The organism is Vibrio sp. KMM 9700 (genome assembly GCF_058545285.1).
This window is the reverse complement of record NZ_CM178590.1, coordinates 555,095-570,747: the sequence shown is the minus strand read 5'-3', so window position 1 is coordinate 570,747 and position 15,653 is coordinate 555,095. Positions and strand designations below refer to the sequence as shown.

17 protein-coding genes are annotated in these 15,653 nt (G+C 42.7%); 6 read left to right on the top strand and 11 right to left on the bottom strand.

Going from position 1 to position 15,653, the window contains the following annotated elements:
* Nucleotides 1-45 precede the first annotated feature (45 nt).
* Nucleotides 46-615 (bottom strand): NTP transferase domain-containing protein, encoded by a 570-nt coding sequence (locus tag AC2VOY_RS13770; protein WP_491833144.1) that lies wholly within the window; start codon nt 613-615, stop codon nt 46-48.
* Nucleotides 616-643: 28 nt separating this feature from the next.
* Here AC2VOY_RS13770 and yqeC point away from each other — a divergent pair, with 28 nt between their 5' ends.
* Nucleotides 644-1,552: a selenium cofactor biosynthesis protein YqeC gene (gene yqeC, locus AC2VOY_RS13765; RefSeq protein ID WP_491833143.1), complete on the top strand. Its 909-nt coding sequence runs from the start codon at nt 644-646 to the stop codon at nt 1,550-1,552.
* Nucleotides 1,553-1,567: 15 nt separating this feature from the next.
* Nucleotides 1,568-2,395, top strand: coding sequence for a selenium-dependent molybdenum cofactor biosynthesis protein YqeB (gene yqeB, locus AC2VOY_RS13760; protein ID WP_491833142.1), 828 nt, complete (start codon nt 1,568-1,570; stop codon nt 2,393-2,395).
* 255 nt (nt 2,396-2,650) lie between these two features.
* Here yqeB and AC2VOY_RS13755 read toward each other — a convergent pair whose 3' ends face one another.
* The 8 genes from AC2VOY_RS13755 to dpaL all read right to left on the bottom strand — a co-directional run bounded on the left by AC2VOY_RS13755 (nt 2,651) and on the right by dpaL (nt 7,948).
* The gene (locus AC2VOY_RS13755; protein ID WP_491833141.1) at nt 2,651-3,148 is read right to left on the bottom strand and encodes a GNAT family N-acetyltransferase; all 498 of its coding nucleotides are present in this window, start codon (nt 3,146-3,148) and stop codon (nt 2,651-2,653) included.
* Nucleotides 3,149-3,279: 131 nt separating this feature from the next.
* Nucleotides 3,280-3,786 (bottom strand): GNAT family N-acetyltransferase, encoded by a 507-nt coding sequence (locus AC2VOY_RS13750; protein WP_491833140.1) that lies wholly within the window; start codon nt 3,784-3,786, stop codon nt 3,280-3,282.
* A 127-nt stretch (nt 3,787-3,913) separates the two neighbouring features.
* Complete coding sequence (locus AC2VOY_RS13745; RefSeq protein WP_491833139.1) at nt 3,914-4,204, bottom strand: type II toxin-antitoxin system RelE/ParE family toxin; 291 nt, start codon at nt 4,202-4,204, stop codon at nt 3,914-3,916.
* Nucleotides 4,201-4,482 carry a type II toxin-antitoxin system Phd/YefM family antitoxin gene (locus tag AC2VOY_RS13740; protein ID WP_491833138.1) on the bottom strand — a complete coding sequence of 94 codons (282 nt, stop codon included), beginning with the start codon at nt 4,480-4,482 and terminating at the stop codon, nt 4,201-4,203. The genes AC2VOY_RS13745 and AC2VOY_RS13740 overlap by 4 nt, the downstream gene beginning before the upstream one ends.
* 89 nt (nt 4,483-4,571) lie before the next feature.
* The gene (locus tag AC2VOY_RS13735; RefSeq protein WP_491833137.1) at nt 4,572-4,961 is read right to left on the bottom strand and encodes a methyltransferase domain-containing protein; all 390 of its coding nucleotides are present in this window, start codon (nt 4,959-4,961) and stop codon (nt 4,572-4,574) included.
* Between the two features lie 23 nt (nt 4,962-4,984).
* Nucleotides 4,985-5,146: a hypothetical protein gene (locus AC2VOY_RS13730; RefSeq protein ID WP_491833136.1), complete on the bottom strand. Its 162-nt coding sequence runs from the start codon at nt 5,144-5,146 to the stop codon at nt 4,985-4,987.
* Between the two features lie 156 nt (nt 5,147-5,302).
* On the bottom strand, nt 5,303-6,739 hold the full coding sequence (gene hydA / locus AC2VOY_RS13725) for a dihydropyrimidinase (RefSeq protein WP_491833135.1): 1,437 nt from the start codon (nt 6,737-6,739) through the stop codon (nt 5,303-5,305).
* 9 nt (nt 6,740-6,748) lie between these two features.
* Entirely contained in the window at nt 6,749-7,948 is a 1,200-nt protein-coding gene (dpaL, locus tag AC2VOY_RS13720) for a diaminopropionate ammonia-lyase (protein ID WP_491833134.1), read from the bottom strand.
* Nucleotides 7,949-8,307: 359 nt separating this feature from the next.
* Here dpaL and AC2VOY_RS13715 point away from each other — a divergent pair, with 359 nt between their 5' ends.
* The gene (locus tag AC2VOY_RS13715; protein WP_491833133.1) at nt 8,308-10,068 is read left to right on the top strand and encodes a sigma 54-interacting transcriptional regulator; all 1,761 of its coding nucleotides are present in this window, start codon (nt 8,308-8,310) and stop codon (nt 10,066-10,068) included.
* 90 nt (nt 10,069-10,158) lie between these two features.
* Here the strand turns inward: AC2VOY_RS13715 and AC2VOY_RS13710 are convergent, their stop codons facing one another.
* Nucleotides 10,159-11,091 (bottom strand): N-carbamoyl-D-amino-acid hydrolase, encoded by a 933-nt coding sequence (locus AC2VOY_RS13710; protein WP_491833132.1) that lies wholly within the window; start codon nt 11,089-11,091, stop codon nt 10,159-10,161.
* 14 nt (nt 11,092-11,105) lie between these two features.
* Nucleotides 11,106-12,347, bottom strand: coding sequence for a Zn-dependent hydrolase (locus AC2VOY_RS13705; protein ID WP_491833131.1), 1,242 nt, complete (start codon nt 12,345-12,347; stop codon nt 11,106-11,108).
* 703 nt (nt 12,348-13,050) lie between these two features.
* Between AC2VOY_RS13705 and rsxA the strand changes: the two genes are divergently transcribed.
* Genes rsxA through rsxC form a run of 3 tightly spaced genes read left to right on the top strand, consistent with a single transcriptional unit; the run spans nt 13,051 to nt 15,650 of the window.
* A complete protein-coding gene (rsxA, locus tag AC2VOY_RS13700) occupies nt 13,051-13,626 on the top strand; it encodes an electron transport complex subunit RsxA (RefSeq protein ID WP_491833130.1) in 576 nt (191 codons plus the stop codon).
* A gap of 10 nt (nt 13,627-13,636) precedes the next feature.
* Nucleotides 13,637-14,167 carry an RnfABCDGE type electron transport complex subunit B gene (locus AC2VOY_RS13695; protein ID WP_491833129.1) on the top strand — a complete coding sequence of 177 codons (531 nt, stop codon included), beginning with the start codon at nt 13,637-13,639 and terminating at the stop codon, nt 14,165-14,167.
* Between the two features lie 10 nt (nt 14,168-14,177).
* Nucleotides 14,178-15,650, top strand: a complete 1,473-nt coding sequence (rsxC, locus tag AC2VOY_RS13690) for an electron transport complex subunit RsxC (RefSeq protein ID WP_491833128.1) — start codon at nt 14,178-14,180, stop codon at nt 15,648-15,650.
* Nucleotides 15,651-15,653 lie beyond the last annotated feature (3 nt).

The following is a 15,653-nucleotide window of genomic DNA, read 5'->3' as shown; positions in this document are numbered from 1 at the left end:
TTTAGAATATCAAAGTGATACTCGACTATCAGCTTGATACTGGTATCAAAATGATAATTTAGAATAAGCCTCAGGTGTATCCACATCTAAATGAATCTCAGGCGCATCAAGGTGCAGATAATGCTGCGGGCCTTGTTTTAAAATAGCTTTCATTGAGCCGTGATGACTTGCGAGGACTTTGTTTTTGACATCTAAACTCAGCAGCACCGGGTGACCACTCAAATCAGGCGTCCCCGGAAACACTGCGCCTGTGCGCCTTGCTTGCCAGAGCTGATAATAAATATCAGCGTCAAGACATGGCATATCCGCATGGGCAATAAAAAAGTAATCCGTCTTGACATATTCCAATGCAAACTTAATTGACGATAGCATCCCTTGCTGATAGTTTTTATTCACAATAACATCGACGTTTTCATATTTTGCCATTTTTTCAGCTAATTGATCAGCTTGAAAACCTGCAACTAAAATAACCCGCGAGCAGAAATTAAGCGCATTCTTCACACTTGCCTCAACAATGGTGTGATCTTGATAGGGAAGCATTAATTTCCAACTTCCCATTCGCGAAGAAAGCCCTGCGGCTGGCATAATACAGTCAATATTTTTTGTTAGATTCATTTTCATTCCCTTATTTAGATGACGCATAATGCTAAAACCGAACAGCCATTTAAAGCGCGCAGCCTTGGATAGAATAAATAAGCAGCTAATTGAGCTTTTATTATCTAAGCGCTCAAATAATATAACACACCAGCCGCTGATTATTTCTGTGGTCGGCGCTGGCGGCAAAACCCACCTTGTGTATTGGCTGGCAGCGTTATTTAAAGCGCACGGGCATCAAGTGTGCGTCAGCACCACAACCAAAATGTATTTGCCGCCGGCGGATAAGCTTGAGCGGATTATATCCTTTGCAAACTATGATAAAAGCTATCAGGCGCAAGAGGTACAGGCTCCAAAATCTGCGCCGCAACGCACTTTCATCTATCAAGAGCTGATTCAAAGCGCGCAGCCATTTAAAGAGCAAGCGGAGCAGGAAACACCCAAGCAAGCGGAGCAAGACATAAAAGTCAAAGGCTTATCTTTTGCGCAAGTTGCAACCCTTGCAAGCAGCAAAGAGTTTTCGGTTATTATTTTGGAAGCCGATGGCGCCAAAGGAAAAGCGCTTAAAGCCCCTGCTGCGCATGAGCCTTGCATTGTGCCAAGCTCAGATATTGTATTTAGCGTGACTGGCGCAGAAATGATTTTCAGCCCTGCTAAGCCAAGCCAGATCCAGCGCTGGCAAGAATTTCTCGCGCTCACCGCTTGCCAAGAAGATATGCGTATTGACCAGCAGGTTTTAAAGCCGCTTATCAACAAAGCGCACGGCATGTTTAAAAATGCGCCCAAGCAGGCTCGCAGGTTTTGGGTGATCAATAAACTAGATTTAAGCTCAGATCAAGACGCCCTTTTGGCACTTGCGGCCGAATTACTCAATGAGTCGCCGTTATTACATGGGGTTTGCTTGATGCAGCTCCAAGCAGCTAACCCACTTAAAAAGCTACTGATTTCAAAAGAATAAAAGGATACTTAGTACATGTTAACTCGTTACACCAAGGATAATAAGCGGGTGATCATCCGCGGCTCAGGGGACATTGCCACTGGCATTGCAGTGCGCTTATACAACTGTGGTTACCAAGTCATTATGACGGATATTGCCCGCCCAACTATGATCCGCTGTAGTGTCGCCTTTGGTCAGTGCTTATTTGATGGCGTGCAAAGCGTTGAAGGGATCATCGCCTGCCACGCAAAAGATTATGCCAAAATAGAGCCGATTTTAGCAAAAGGCCAGATCCCCGTCTTGGTTGACCCCAACTTATCCGTACTTAAACATATTCAAGCAAACTATCTAGTCGATGCCATTTTAGCTAAAACCAACCTAGGCTTTCACAAAGATTTAGCGCCGATTACGATTGCGCTAGGGCCCGGCTTTGAGGCTGGTATTGATTGTGACGCTGTGATTGAAACCAACCGTGGGCATTACCTTGGACGGGTGATTTATCAAGGAAAAACCCAAGCGAACACGGGCGTTCCGGGCAATATTGCCGGCTTTACCTATGAGCGAGTGATCCGCTCACCTTGCGCTGGTGTGGTGACGGCCAAGGCAAAACTTGGTGATATTGTAAGCGAAGGCGATTGCATTGCTACCATTGGTGACACGCCTGTTTATGCGCCACTTTCTGGTATGTTGCGCGGCATGATCAACGATAATATTGAAGTGGTGAGCGAGTTTAAAATTGCAGATATTGATCCACGCGGTGAAAAAGCTGATCACTTAACTGTGTCAGATAAAGCGCGCGCAATTGGCGGCAGCGTGCTCGAAGCTATGCTGCATCTTAGTTTAGGTTATGAAAGGAAATCATAAATCTTCATAACCTTGCTCTGATGCTTTACTTAGTCCACAAGCACAACATTCGTTGGGTTTTTATAATGCTCAAACATTAATTCAATATCCTGTCGCAAAACACGACTTTTTGACAGTTCAGGCAGGTTATCGAGTTCAAAATATTAGCGAAGTGTATAGGCTGATAACCCAACTTTGGTAGAGAATTCTTTCATGTTCATTTTATTACCTTAGGTATAACGACAGGTTAACGTATGAGACACTTTGGCATACTTGTTATGTATGTCCAATAATTCTTGCCATATGATAAGCATCAACATATTTACCGTTTCGAAAAGCATAGCATTTTGATTCACCCTCTATTTCAAAACCAAATGACTTATATAAATGAATTGCACCTTTGTTATCTGTATATACCGTCAACTCTATCCGTTTCAAATTTAACCAATTATCCGCTAAATCAATTGCAGTTTCCAACAAGGCTTTTCCTACGCCACAATTTTGAACATCATCTTTGACGCCAATTCCAAATGTACCAACATGTCGTCGTCTTGGGTTTGTATTTTGCTCAAAGCCAAGATTTCCAACTATTTTATTATCGATAAGTGCAACGAAAGCATGAACATTATCAGGGATATTTTGAAGTCGATTGTGCCAAAGTTCTAAAGATGGGAGAGGTAGTTGCAAAGTATTAGCATACGCATTTGGACATTCATAAATTTCCTTTACAGCTTCTGCATCTGATGGTTCGAGCTTTCTAATTTTTACTTCCATTGTGAATTTTCCTTCATAATGCATAACGAGGCTATAGGATTTCTCCATTCTTGAGAAAATACAGCAATTATTAAAATAAATAGCTAGTAAAACAATGAGTTAAAATTAGCTATTGACACCATAGTCTCTTGTTATATGAATTTTTCTATCGCATACGTTTCCAGGTTATTGGTGTTACCGTAAAGATTAACCGATGGTTCTAGAGTCATACCTAACTTTTTGATTATTGTTAAAGAAGGCAAATTTCCTTTCAATGCTACCCCATAGATTTTGGCATGTTTACCTACTCGGAAAGTTTGCTCCAAAACTGCATATGCAGCCTCAAAAACATACCCTTTCCCTTGATGAGTTGAGAGTAAAGCGTATCTAATATCACTAAATTCTGAATCCTCACAAAACTCAACTCCAACATAGCCTATTTTAGTTTTAGATTCATTTTTGAGGCTGATTATATAAGAGCCAAATCCATGTTCCCAATGTTTCACTCGATTTGTTACATGTAATTGAATTTCTGAATCTGTATATGAGCGCCCTTTAGGAAGAAATTTTGTTAATTCATCAGAACCTAATATTTGGGAATATAAATCTAAATCACCGTAATTAACTGGGGAGAGTATTAGGTTCTCTGTTGTTATCATAAATATCCTCATTCATATGACACCCTGCTAAGGGGTGAGCCCCAATCACCAAGCCTAAGCTTGCACCTTATTCACTTAACTTACTGAAACCACTGCTGCCCCGGGGCGAATCCGTTTGCAGCGTTTGTTATAACACATCATCTTCAGTCAAAATTTGGCGACAATTACGAATCGTTAAAATACGTATTTCATGGCTTAAGCTATAAATAATGCGGTAATGTCCAAAAATTATTTCTCGATAATTTGTATGTGGTATTTCAGGCACAATTCGCCCTATTTCTGGCATACTTCCAAGTTTCTCGGCTTTATCAAACACCTCATTCACCCACTTTTCAGCCGCCGACGGATTATCCCAAGCAATAAATTCAGCTGCATCAGCAATTTTTTCAAGTGCTAACGGTGACCAAACTACTTTCATTTTTTAAGTCGGCCTAACACTTGAGCCCGAGCATCGTCATTTGAAACACCTAACCCTGAAGCTAATTGAGCTTCTGCTGTACGGATTTCTTCAAGTAATTCAATTTTTTCTTGCATTGCCTCATACTCAGCAACATCAAGAACGACTGCAACACCTTTGCCTCGTTGTGTGATGACCAATGGGCGACGTGTCTCATTGATTTGTTTGATGTAAGACGCTACACCTGCTCGAAATTCAGATAATGGTTGAATATCTTGGTCGAAATGAATACGGCTCATACTGGACTCCAAATGGTACAAAATTATGTACAAATAATAGTCCAGTTAAGAATTTTGAACAAGGGATTAATAATGTGTTATAACTCTCTTTATATGATTTTTCTGGCGATAATATGATTAGCCTTACTTTCATAACCAGACATAGTTGAGGTTTCAACTAATATTGAGGTCTCAATATTAAAACCCGTTAGCAAAGCTTCAAGCTCAATTTGTTTACTATGCCACATTAAAACACCTGTACCTGACATGAAACGAAGGCTGAATTCTGAACAAAACTCGGCTAAGTAATTTACGCCATTAGGTTTGTGCGCTCGCCGCAATTCACTGAGCACTTTTTCACGAGAGTTTTGTTCAGCTATACATGTAAACACAGCACATGTAATTATCGAATCAAATTCACTATCCGCGAACGGTAAAACGTCACCCGATAAATAACGTAAATCAAGTTCTGGATATTCACTCAATCCCCTACTTATCATTTCTTTAGAGGAGTCAATTCCAATTATTTTATGTAACCTAGATCTGAGATTTGATGTGTTACACGACCATAGCCACAACCAAAATCCAATATTTTAGATTCAACTGGCACAAAGGATAAAAGGTCACTTACAGAAATTTCTAGGTTGAAATTAACTAGATCTGCCACCGCATCGCATTCGCTCATGGTTTACTCCTCAAATCATATAACGAGGCTGTAGGATTTATACTTTCTTGAGAAAACACAGCAATTATTAAAATAAATAGCCAGTCGACGAATAGAAAAAGGATGATAGCCAAAATATCTTGCGCCGTGGAACACCTCATACTTCCATACTAAAGACTAGTTTAAAAGATGGTTGAACTCAGCTTTTTGATCAAACGGCTGACGATGGAGGAATTTTCCATAACCTGCTTGGCCGGTAAATTTCCCATCACGCGCCACAATCTCACCACGGCTAATAGTCATCACGGGCCAGCCGTGACATTCCATTGCCTCAAACGGCGTGTAGTCACTGTTATCATGCAGCTTTGCATGGGAAATTTCAGTGCGAATGGTCGAATCAAAAATCACTAAATCCGCATCTGCGCCAATTTGCAAGCTGCCCTTTTGTGGATATAAACCAAAGAGTTTGGCTGGTTGATAAGCATTTAATTCCACAAAACGCTGAATATCAATTCGCCCTTTCATGACTCCTTCGGAAAATAGCAAAGGCATACGCACTTCAACTCCGGGCATACCATTTGGACAACGGCTAAAATTATCCCGTCCGAGCTGTTTTTGCTGTGCATAGGTAAAGTTGCAGTGATCGGTCGCAACCGTGTCGATACTGCCATCAACAATACCAGCCCAAAGCTTTTCTTTTTCAGCTTCAGGGCGCAGCGGCGGGCTTAAAATATACTTCAATGCATCCTCTTTGAGATAACAAGAATCATCCAAAAGTAGATATTGGGTGCAAGTTTCAACCCACACTGCCTGCTGATTAGCGCGTGCCATACGGGCATAATCTAAGCCTAAGCCATTGGAAAGATGCACAATATATAAAGGCGCATCATCGGCAAGCTTGGCTAGGTTTATCATCCGTGCAATCGCTTCGGCTTCACACTCAAGCGGGCGACTCAGTGCATGATATTTAGCGCTGGTTTTGCCCGCTTCAAGAAACTGCTGACGCTTAATTGCAATCGTGGCATCGTTTTCAGGGTGAACCGTGGTTAAGGCGCCAACCTTATTTAACTCAGTTAAGGCGCGAAACACACTCTCATCTTCAAGTTTATGCTGATAAGTCAGATAAAGTTTAAAGCTGCTGATCCCTTCTTCTTCAACCATAGGTCGCATTTGGGCAAGGATCTGATCATCAATATGTTGGATAACTCCATGAAAACTATAGTCAATCACGGCTTTATCACGTGCATATTGTTTATACACACCAAGCTGATGGAAAAGATCGCAGCCTTTAGGTCCAAACCCCATGTGATCGATAATCGTCGTGGTGCCGCCGCAAGCCGCAGCCACTGTGCCCGAATAAAAATCATCACAACTACGGGTAAATCCCATATCAATATTAAAATGGGTATGCACATCAATGCCGCCGGGCATGACATATTTCCCTTTAGCATCTATTTCGCTGCAATTTAGTCCATCAACGCAGATATTTGGCGCAATTTCGGCAATTTTACCGTCTTTAATCAAAATATCTGCAACTTGTGTGCTTTGATGATCGGCGACAAAACCATTGCGAATAACCAATGCTTGGGTCGCTTTCTCTTGCCCTTGATTCATAAGCTAACCTTATTTGCTTGACGCTGTTGGGTGTTTACCTTGCCAAACTACTTCACGATAATGAACAGGATCTGTATCCCCTTCTGTGCTTAGCACTAAAACAACTGAATTTTCATCAAGTTCAAGCTGTTTCATTAATGCTTCACGTTCTTCGCTATAATAGAGTGACGCAAGCAGGCCAACACCAATCGCGCCAGATTCACCTGAAACGACGCGCGGATCATTGCCAAGTGGGTTACCAAGCACGCGCATTCCAAGCGCTGCTGCCGTATCTTCGCTTGAGACGAAATAAGATGAGCAGTTACGTAGCACTTCCCAACCAAGTGGGTTAGGCTCACCACAAGCTAAACCAACCATAATTGTGTCTAAATCGCCGCCAACGTTCACGATCTCACCGCTTTCGTTCTTACCTGAGCGATAAATACAATCCGCTTCTTTTGGCTCAACGATAATGGCTTTTAAGTTGTCGGCGCCAAGTTTATCTGACAAATAACCCAACACGCCGCCCGCCATTGCGCCGACACCTGCTTGTAAAATCACATGTGTTGGGGTGGCAATGTTTTGCGCCTCAACTTGGCTTAAAGCTTCTGCTGCCATGGTGCTATAGCCTTGCATAATCCATGTTGGGATCTCGCTGTAGCCTTCCCAAGCTGTATCTTGAACCACTTTCCAGCCATTTTCTTCAGCCAATGACACCACCATTCTGACGGTTTCATCATAGTTCATATCCGTGACGATACACTCAGCGCCAAGTGCACGAATGTTATTCACACGTTCATCCGCCGCGCCTTTTGGCATATAAATCACGGCATTTTGACCGAGCTGCTGCGCTGCCCATGCTACGCCGCGACCATGGTTGCCATCGGTTGCTGTGGTAAAGGTCATTTTTTTATCTGTATATTTATTCAACACATCAAAATTAAAATCGTTAATATCAATCTTAAATTCTGCGCATAATAGACGCGCAATTGCATACACGCCGCCAAGCATTTTGAAAGCATTTAGACCAAAACGATACGACTCATCTTTGACTAGAATATTGCCTAGTGAAAATTCCTTCGCCAGTTCAGTTAATTCACGCAGAGGCGTGGCTTCATATCCTGGTAAACGCTGATGAAACTGACGCGCTTTTTCACCTTCTTGCACACAAAAATCCGTGCTTAACTCGCCTGTAAAGTGGCTGTTTTTTTCAATCTTAAAATTAGTCAAAATAATATCCTTTCATAATTTGAACTGCTTCATTCGTTAAATTTTTAACTTACTGACAATAACCATACAAATACCATGCCAACTTATAAACAAATTGATTTTGAAAGCAAAAGCTTAAAAACCCAAGCGCCAATCAAGCAGAATTTAGACATAGCTTTTGACTTACTATCATGATTGATAGTTGCCAATAGAATTCATTCTCATTTTGATAGTGAAGCCTCTCAAAGTGATACTTGATTTAAGTCAAGCAGAGTGCGGTTTTCACATCGCCCTGTCCTCAAGCCTAGTGAATCAATGGAAAAGATATGGGAATTGTGACACTATAAAATCGCTTCGAAATCAATATTAAATGGATTTATATGCAACACTTAGATAAGAACTCAAACTTCACCTCGCAGCTCATGGCGATTCAGCCGACTATTATTCGCTTCACCAATATGCTCGCATCTGTGCTTAAAATTGATGCTGAAGTTGTAGACTCAGACTTAGTGCGCATCGCAGGGACAGGCCCATACAATCATTCATTTGGCAAAAAGTTAAACCATAGCGCCAAGTTGTTTCGCTATATCCTTGAAACAAAAGAGCAAAAAACAATTATTCGCACCCAAGATGATTCCTTTTGCGGCAAATGTGAGAACAGCCATAAATGCACTGAAACAGCATTTTTAGGCGTGCCTATCATCAGCAATGAGCAATGCATTGGCGTAATAAGTCTCGTGGCATTTAATGACGAAGCGCAGCAAAACATCCAACAAAATAGTGCCACTTTCTCGGATTATATTAAGCATGTGGCGCAACTTGTGGTGGCCAACCTTGCTGAAAAAGACAGCCCAGAGCATGGCCTTGAAGAAGTGTTTTTAAATCTGATTGATAATATGGATCAAGGGGTTTTAGTCTTAGATGAAAATGATTACGTCAAATATGGCAACCAACCTGCGCTCAATCATTTAAGCTTGAAAAAGTCAGATTTAAGTAAAATCAAGATTAATATCAAGCCATTAGCTCACCATAAAAACAACATAGATGGCGAGCAGCAGCATATTATTAGCCTTGGCGCGCGTGACGAATTATTAATTGGCCGCTTTAACCGCTCGCAATCACATAAACTCTTTTTGATGTCTTTTTATCAGCCGCATAGCTCAGGGGTAAAAATAGAACCCAATGCTGTGTTTGCCGACATGATTGGCGAAAGTGAAAAGATGTTACATATCAAATCCTTAATTGGCAGAGTTGCCTCAAGCCCATCGAGCGTTTTGATTAATGGTGAAAGTGGCACGGGCAAAGAAGTTATCGCCAATGCGATTCACAAACTCAGCAACCGCAGCAAAAACCCGTTTATTGCCATTAACTGCGCGGCAATTCCTGATCAGCTTTTAGAAAGTGAGCTTTTTGGTTATGTCAAAGGCGCATTTACTGGTGCATCCAATCAAGGGCGTGTCGGTTTAATTGAAGCCGCTAATCATGGCACCTTATTTCTCGATGAAATTGGCGATATGACATTGCAACTTCAAGCCAAACTGTTGCGTGTGCTGGAAACCCGTGAAGTGGTGCCAATTGGCTCGAATAAAGCAATTCCCGTTGATATTCGCATCATTTCGGCGACAAACCGCAACTTTGAGGCCTTAATCGCCAATAATGAATTCCGTGAAGATCTCTATTATCGCCTCAATGTGATCCCTTTATATCTGCCGCCACTCAAAGAACGTGCTGGCGATGTCGCCTTGTTGGTGAATTATTTTATGTCCCATCATAGTCAAAAAATTGGCGTCAGTTATCCGGGGATCACCCAAGAAGCGATGGATAACTTAACTCAGTATCACTGGCCGGGAAATGTTCGTGAATTGAGTAACTTAGTCGAGTATTTAATTAATATTTTGCCTGAAGGTGGGAAAATTGATACTGACTTATTGCCGCCGCATATCCAAATGCTGCAAGCGCAGCGCCCTAGTGCGCCAACCCTTGTCCAAGATCATGCCAATATGAGCCTTGAAAGTATGGAAAAACAAAAAATTGAAGAGGCGATTAACCGTTTAGGCAATCGTAAATTGGTGGCGCAAGAGTTAGGGATAGGGATCGCAACCTTATATCGTAAGATTAAGAAGTACGAAATTAAGAATTAAACCATTGTTACTTATAATAAAAAAATGCCAAGTGAGCGAACTCAAACTTGGCATTTTTTATAACTTTTTGAAAAGAGATTTAACTATCGCTTATTCAACTGCATCTTTTGGACGGCTGATGATCTCATACTCTTTTGGAATACGGTGCAAGTCAAAATTAAAGATGTGCTCTTTGATTTCACGCGTGCGCTCAAAATCACAATCTGCAACAATCAGTTCATCACCAAGCGTTTTGGTTTGAGCGACAATTTCACCGGTTGGCGCAATAATGCAGCTTTCACCAAGTAAATCACAACCTTCTTCTTTACCCGCTTTCGCACATGCGACAATCCAGCAGCCATTTTGATACGCAGCAGATTGCATCACCACATGATTGTGGAAACCTTGCAGGTGATCGTGTTGCGGCACTGGCGGGTAATGCATTGGCGTGTTGTAACCTAGCACTATCATCTCCGCGCCTTGCAATGCCATCACGCGGTACGTTTCAGGCCAGCGGCGATCATTACATAGCGCCATGCCGACTTTGCCACCCATAAAGTCCCAACAACCAAAGCCGCGGTTGCCCGGTTCAAAATAGCGTTTTTCAAGGTGTTGGAATGGACGCCAAGGTTCGTTTTCTTTGTGGCCTGGCAAGTGAATTTTACGATATTTCGCAACCACTTGGCCTTCTTCATTGACCAAGATAGAGGTATTAAACTTATGCACTTGGCCGTCATCTTCTTCGCTTAGCTCAGCGTATCCAAGATAGAAACCTATCCCAAGTTCAGCGGCTTTATCAAACAAAGCTTGCGTCGCATCATTTGGCATTTTAGTTTCATAAAAGCTATTTAATTCCGCTTCATCTTCAAAATACCAACGCGGGAAAAACGTGGTTAACGCAAGCTCAGGAAAGGCAACAAACTTACACTTTTTCTCGCTTGCCTCTGTTAGTAGCGTGATCATACGTGCAACGACTTGCTCGCGAGATTCATCACGGGCGATTGGACCAAGTTGGGCAACGCCCACGGTTAACATTCTAGACATTTATCAATTCCTTTTTAATAAGTTGCCAATTCCAAAACAGTTTGCAGCAGCACATCCGCGCCTTTTGCCGCCTGCTCTGGGCTTGTATATTCGTTAATATTGTGACTGATCCCTTTGTAATTCGGGACAAAAACCATAGCGGTTGGGCAATGCGGGGCAAACATTTGCGCATCATGCCCAGCGCCAGAAAACATACGATGGGTGGAAAATTCTTTTGCTTGCGCGACGCGCTCAACGCTGCTTACAAGCTCTGGATTAAACGGCACTGGCTCAAAACGCGCGAGTTCTTTGGTCACCACTTCAAGGCCATGTTCTTTCGCTTGCGCATGAATATACTCATCCAATGCAGCAATCGCTTGTTGCAGTTGCGCTTCATCTGGGTTGCGTAAATCAACCGTAAACTTAGCAAAATTTGGGATCACATTGACCAAGTTTGGCTCAAGAGTTAATGCGCCAACCGTTGCCAGTTGATTCGGCGCCATAGACAGCGCAAGCTCATTCACAAAGGTGGCGACTTTTGCGGCAACTAAACCTGCATCTTGGCGATAGCCCATTGGCGTGGTGCCAGCATGGTTTGACACCCCAGTGAGTTGAAACTCTTGCCAAGAAATGCCTTGCACTCCTTCGACAACGCCAATATCTAGATTTTGCTCATCGAGCACTGGACCTTGTTCGATATGCAGCTCAAGGTAGGCCGCTACATCTTTCGAGACATTTAAAAATGGCGCATCTCCTTGATAACCAATACGTTTTAGCTCATCGCCAACGCTTACGCCATCAATCCCAATAGTTTCAAGCGCAGTTTCAAGGCTCAAGACTTGGGTAAACACGGCGCTGCCCATCATGTCAGGGGCAAAACGTGAGCCTTCTTCATTGGTAAAAAAGCCAACACTGATAGGTTGCAAAGGTTTGATATTGTTATCAATTAAAGTCTCTATGACTTCAAGACCGCCCAGCACACCTAAGTTGCCATCATATAAACCGCCAGTTGACACTGTATCAATGTGCGAGCCCATCATGATACAAGGCATATCTTCTTGGCCTTTTAACGTGCCAATCACGTTGCCAAGCGGATCAATGCGAACATCAAGGTTTAGCTCAAGCATCCAACCGACAACAAGATCACGACCTTGCTTATCCGCATCTGTCAGAGCTAAGCGTGAGACACCACCGCCTTCAAGCGCTCCCATCTCTCCTAATGCGTTTAAACGCGACTGCAAGCGCTGTGCATTAATGCTAAAACCTAATTCACTCATTCTCTATCCTTACACATGAAACTGAAAATCCATTATCAACTAACAAACATACTAAAACCTTATTATCAGTATGACAACCAGTTTATGATAATTTATTTTCACTTTTTTGATTTTAGATAATTTATTTTCAAAATGTTGTGGATTTTTTAAATGAACTGCTTAATAATCAAAATCGATATAAGCGCAAGGGATGAGCATTTTGTGTCGCAAACTAGCGACAAAATAGACGAATTAGTAAGAAATCATAACTTAGATAGAGGTTAAGATAGATGTTAACAATGCTAGTTTAAAGTGCATCTTTGCCAGATAATGGTGAATTGTATGCTTGATTATAGTGCAATAAAAAATAAAAACGCACATAAATAGTGCAGAAGTAAGTAATAAAAGAGTATAAAAGTTAGTTAAAAATCTTTTAATTACAGTCAATTACAACTTTACTACGCGTTGATTTATAAGCTAGCAATATCATTTGAGCTTACCGTTAAATGTATTATTATATTATTTATATTGGTAATCCTCTGAAAACAAAAGACATCACGTAATTATGTCTATGCTTCTTAACACTTAGAAAGCATCTCATCCCTCTACTATGTCGCTCCAAAAAATCAGACACTTATCCTTCTTTTTCTTATTGGCACACAAATTGCAAGGATTAATAAAATTAGTACCTTTTAGGTAGATGGATACAAATAAAGGAATACAAATGAGTCAATATCTATTACTACTGCTGAGCACAAGTCTCGTCAACAACGTAGTTCTAGTGCAATTTCTAGGCTTATGCCCATTTATGGGAGTTTCGAATAAAGTTGGCTCCGCATTTGGGATGGGTCTTGCGACGACCTTTGTATTAACCCTTTCTTGCGCTGTCGGTTGGATCTTAGAGCACTATTTATTAGTCCCATTAGGTTTAGATTTTTTACGCTTACTCAGTTTTATTTTAGTGATTGCCGTATTTGTGCAATTAACTGAAATGATGGTGGCCTATTACAGCCCTGAGTTGCATAAATTATTAGGCATCTTTTTACCTTTGATCACGACCAACTGCGCTGTGCTTGGGGTGGCCTTACTCACTATTCGTGAAGAGCTTAATTTTATTGAAGCCATCCTTTACGGATTTGGCTCGGCAGTCGGTTTTACCTTAGTGATCGTTATTTTTGCAGGACTTAGGGAGCGGATGGCGATTTGCCGCATCCCTGCCATGATGGAAGGCGCTCCGATTGGATTTATTACCGCAGGGATTTTGGCAATGGCATTTTCTGGCTTTGCTGGACTCGCTTAAGGAGGCATAGATGGATATTTTAGCACTCATAAGTTTACCAATTCTCGCAAGCATCATGGGCTTTGCGCTGAGTATGGCAGCACGTTTTTTTGCGGTAGAGAAAGATCCTCTCGTTGATTCCATTTTAGATGTGCTACCCAACGGACAATGCGGCCAATGTGGCTTTCCCGGTTGCGCACAAGCAGCGGTTGCTATGTGTGAAGGTAACTTAGGCCCAGATTGCTGCCCACCGGGTGGCTCTGCGCTAGCTGAAAAATTATCTGTGTTGCTCGATGTGCCGCTAGAGAAAGATCCAAACGCTGCGAGCCTGCCACAAATTGTCGAGATCAGCGCTGAGCGCTGTGATGGCTGCACCCGCTGTTTTAAAAAATGCCCGTTTGATGCGATTGTTGGCGCAAATAAACAATTGCATGGGGTATTAAGTGATATCTGCACTGGCTGCGGACTTTGCACTGAAGTTTGTCCGCAAGACGCCTTCAGCTATAAGACAGATCCTATCTTTAGCACGGGTTGGGCATGGCCTAAACCAGAGTTGCAATAAGGAGCTAAAGATGTTTTTCAGAAAGAAATTAATTAACGGTGGCGTGCATCCTGAGGATCAAAAAAACCTTAGCAATCAAGGCACGATCCAACGTATCCACCCGCCCAAACGCTTATATATTGCGCTTAAACAGCACTCTGGCGAGCCGGCCAAACCTGTGGTCGCTATTGGTGAGAAAGTCATTGCAGGCCAGTTGATTGCCAAAGGCCAAGGCGGCAGCGCTAATATCCATGCGCCGCAAACAGGGACGATTGAAAAAATTGCGCCTTTTAGCGCAGCAGTGCCCGGCGGTGAAAAACAATTGATGATCCAAATCCTTTGCCAAGCCAGCGCCAAGCGTGAATATAGCAAGCTCGATACTCAATACCAAAGTCGTCAAGAGCTTATCGATATCATTGATAATGCAGGTATTGTTGGCATGGGTGGCGCTGTTTTTCCCACCGCAACCAAGCTGCGCTCAACCTTAAATAAAAATGTTGAAACCTTATTAATCAACGGCTGCGAATGTGAACCTTACCTCACTTGTGATGATTTAGTGATGCAAGAGCGAACCGTGCAAGTTGTTGGTGGGGTGCGTTATTTAATCGAAGCAAGTGGCGCGAGCAAAGCGATTATCGGCGTTGAAGACAATAAACCTGACGCCTTGCAGTGCTTGCTTGATGCGACCAGTGAGGATGAAAACATCGAAGTCAAAGTCCTGCCAACCCATTACCCAATGGGCTCTGCGAAACAATTTATTCAAGCGCTTTGCGGCGTCGAAGTGCCAAAAGGCAAGCGCTCTACCGATGTTGGCGTATTTGTGCAAAATGTCGCAACCAGCGCTGCTGTGTATCAAGCGGTTCGTTTTGGCCGCACCTTAACTCATCGCGTGGTGACCTTAAGTGGCGGCGCCCTTGAAAAACCTATGAATATCGAAGCGCCAATTGGCACCTTAATTTCTGAGCTTGTGGCAGCATGTGGCGGCTTAAAATTAAGTGCAGCGCGCACCGTGGTTGGCGGCCCTATGATGGGACACACGATCACCAATATGCATAGCCCGATCATGAAAGGCACCAGCGGCGTGTTATTTCTTGATGAGCGTGAATTGCCGCAACACCGCAACAGCCCGTGTATCAGTTGTGGTCGCTGCGTGTCTGCCTGCCCTATGGGTTTATTGCCCAATGCAATGGCAGAATTAATCGAAAATGATGACTTAGATGCGGCGGTGAATAAAGGCTTAAATAGCTGTTTATTATGCGGTTCATGCGCCTTTATTTGCCCAGCGTCACTGCCGCTGACGCAATATTTTTCTTATGCCAGCACTGAAGTGGCGCGGCAGAAAAAGATGGATATCAAAGCCCAACGGGTGCGCAAACTTGCCGAGCAGCGCACGCTACGCCTTGAACAAGAGGCTGCGCGTAAAGCCGCTGAAAAAGCTGCGAAAAAAGCCAAACGTGGGCAACGCGCTTCCCGCGCCCCTAAAACTGTTGAACAAGAGTCCTAAGTT

What these genes read in the sequence shown, in the direction of transcription:
- AC2VOY_RS13755 (WP_491833141.1), bottom strand. Translation starts at nt 3,148, where the DNA reads ATGGAAGTAAAAATTAGAAAGCTCGAACCATCAGATGCAGAAGCTGTA.
- yqeB (WP_491833142.1), top strand. Translation starts at nt 1,568, where the DNA reads ATGTTAACTCGTTACACCAAGGATAATAAGCGGGTGATCATCCGCGGC.
- AC2VOY_RS13735 (WP_491833137.1), bottom strand. Translation starts at nt 4,961, where the DNA reads ATGATAAGTAGGGGATTGAGTGAATATCCAGAACTTGATTTACGTTAT.
- rsxC (WP_491833128.1), top strand. Translation starts at nt 14,178, where the DNA reads ATGTTTTTCAGAAAGAAATTAATTAACGGTGGCGTGCATCCTGAGGAT.
- AC2VOY_RS13740 (WP_491833138.1), bottom strand. Translation starts at nt 4,482, where the DNA reads ATGAGCCGTATTCATTTCGACCAAGATATTCAACCATTATCTGAATTT.
- rsxA (WP_491833130.1), top strand. Translation starts at nt 13,051, where the DNA reads ATGAGTCAATATCTATTACTACTGCTGAGCACAAGTCTCGTCAACAAC.
- AC2VOY_RS13710 (WP_491833132.1), bottom strand. Translation starts at nt 11,091, where the DNA reads ATGTCTAGAATGTTAACCGTGGGCGTTGCCCAACTTGGTCCAATCGCC.
- AC2VOY_RS13705 (WP_491833131.1), bottom strand. Translation starts at nt 12,347, where the DNA reads ATGAGTGAATTAGGTTTTAGCATTAATGCACAGCGCTTGCAGTCGCGT.
- AC2VOY_RS13770 (WP_491833144.1), bottom strand. Translation starts at nt 615, where the DNA reads ATGAATCTAACAAAAAATATTGACTGTATTATGCCAGCCGCAGGGCTT.
- AC2VOY_RS13730 (WP_491833136.1), bottom strand. Translation starts at nt 5,146, where the DNA reads ATGAGCGAATGCGATGCGGTGGCAGATCTAGTTAATTTCAACCTAGAA.
- AC2VOY_RS13695 (WP_491833129.1), top strand. Translation starts at nt 13,637, where the DNA reads ATGGATATTTTAGCACTCATAAGTTTACCAATTCTCGCAAGCATCATG.
- yqeC (WP_491833143.1), top strand. Translation starts at nt 644, where the DNA reads ATGCTAAAACCGAACAGCCATTTAAAGCGCGCAGCCTTGGATAGAATA.
- hydA (WP_491833135.1), bottom strand. Translation starts at nt 6,739, where the DNA reads ATGAATCAAGGGCAAGAGAAAGCGACCCAAGCATTGGTTATTCGCAAT.
- AC2VOY_RS13750 (WP_491833140.1), bottom strand. Translation starts at nt 3,786, where the DNA reads ATGATAACAACAGAGAACCTAATACTCTCCCCAGTTAATTACGGTGAT.
- AC2VOY_RS13745 (WP_491833139.1), bottom strand. Translation starts at nt 4,204, where the DNA reads ATGAAAGTAGTTTGGTCACCGTTAGCACTTGAAAAAATTGCTGATGCA.
- AC2VOY_RS13715 (WP_491833133.1), top strand. Translation starts at nt 8,308, where the DNA reads ATGCAACACTTAGATAAGAACTCAAACTTCACCTCGCAGCTCATGGCG.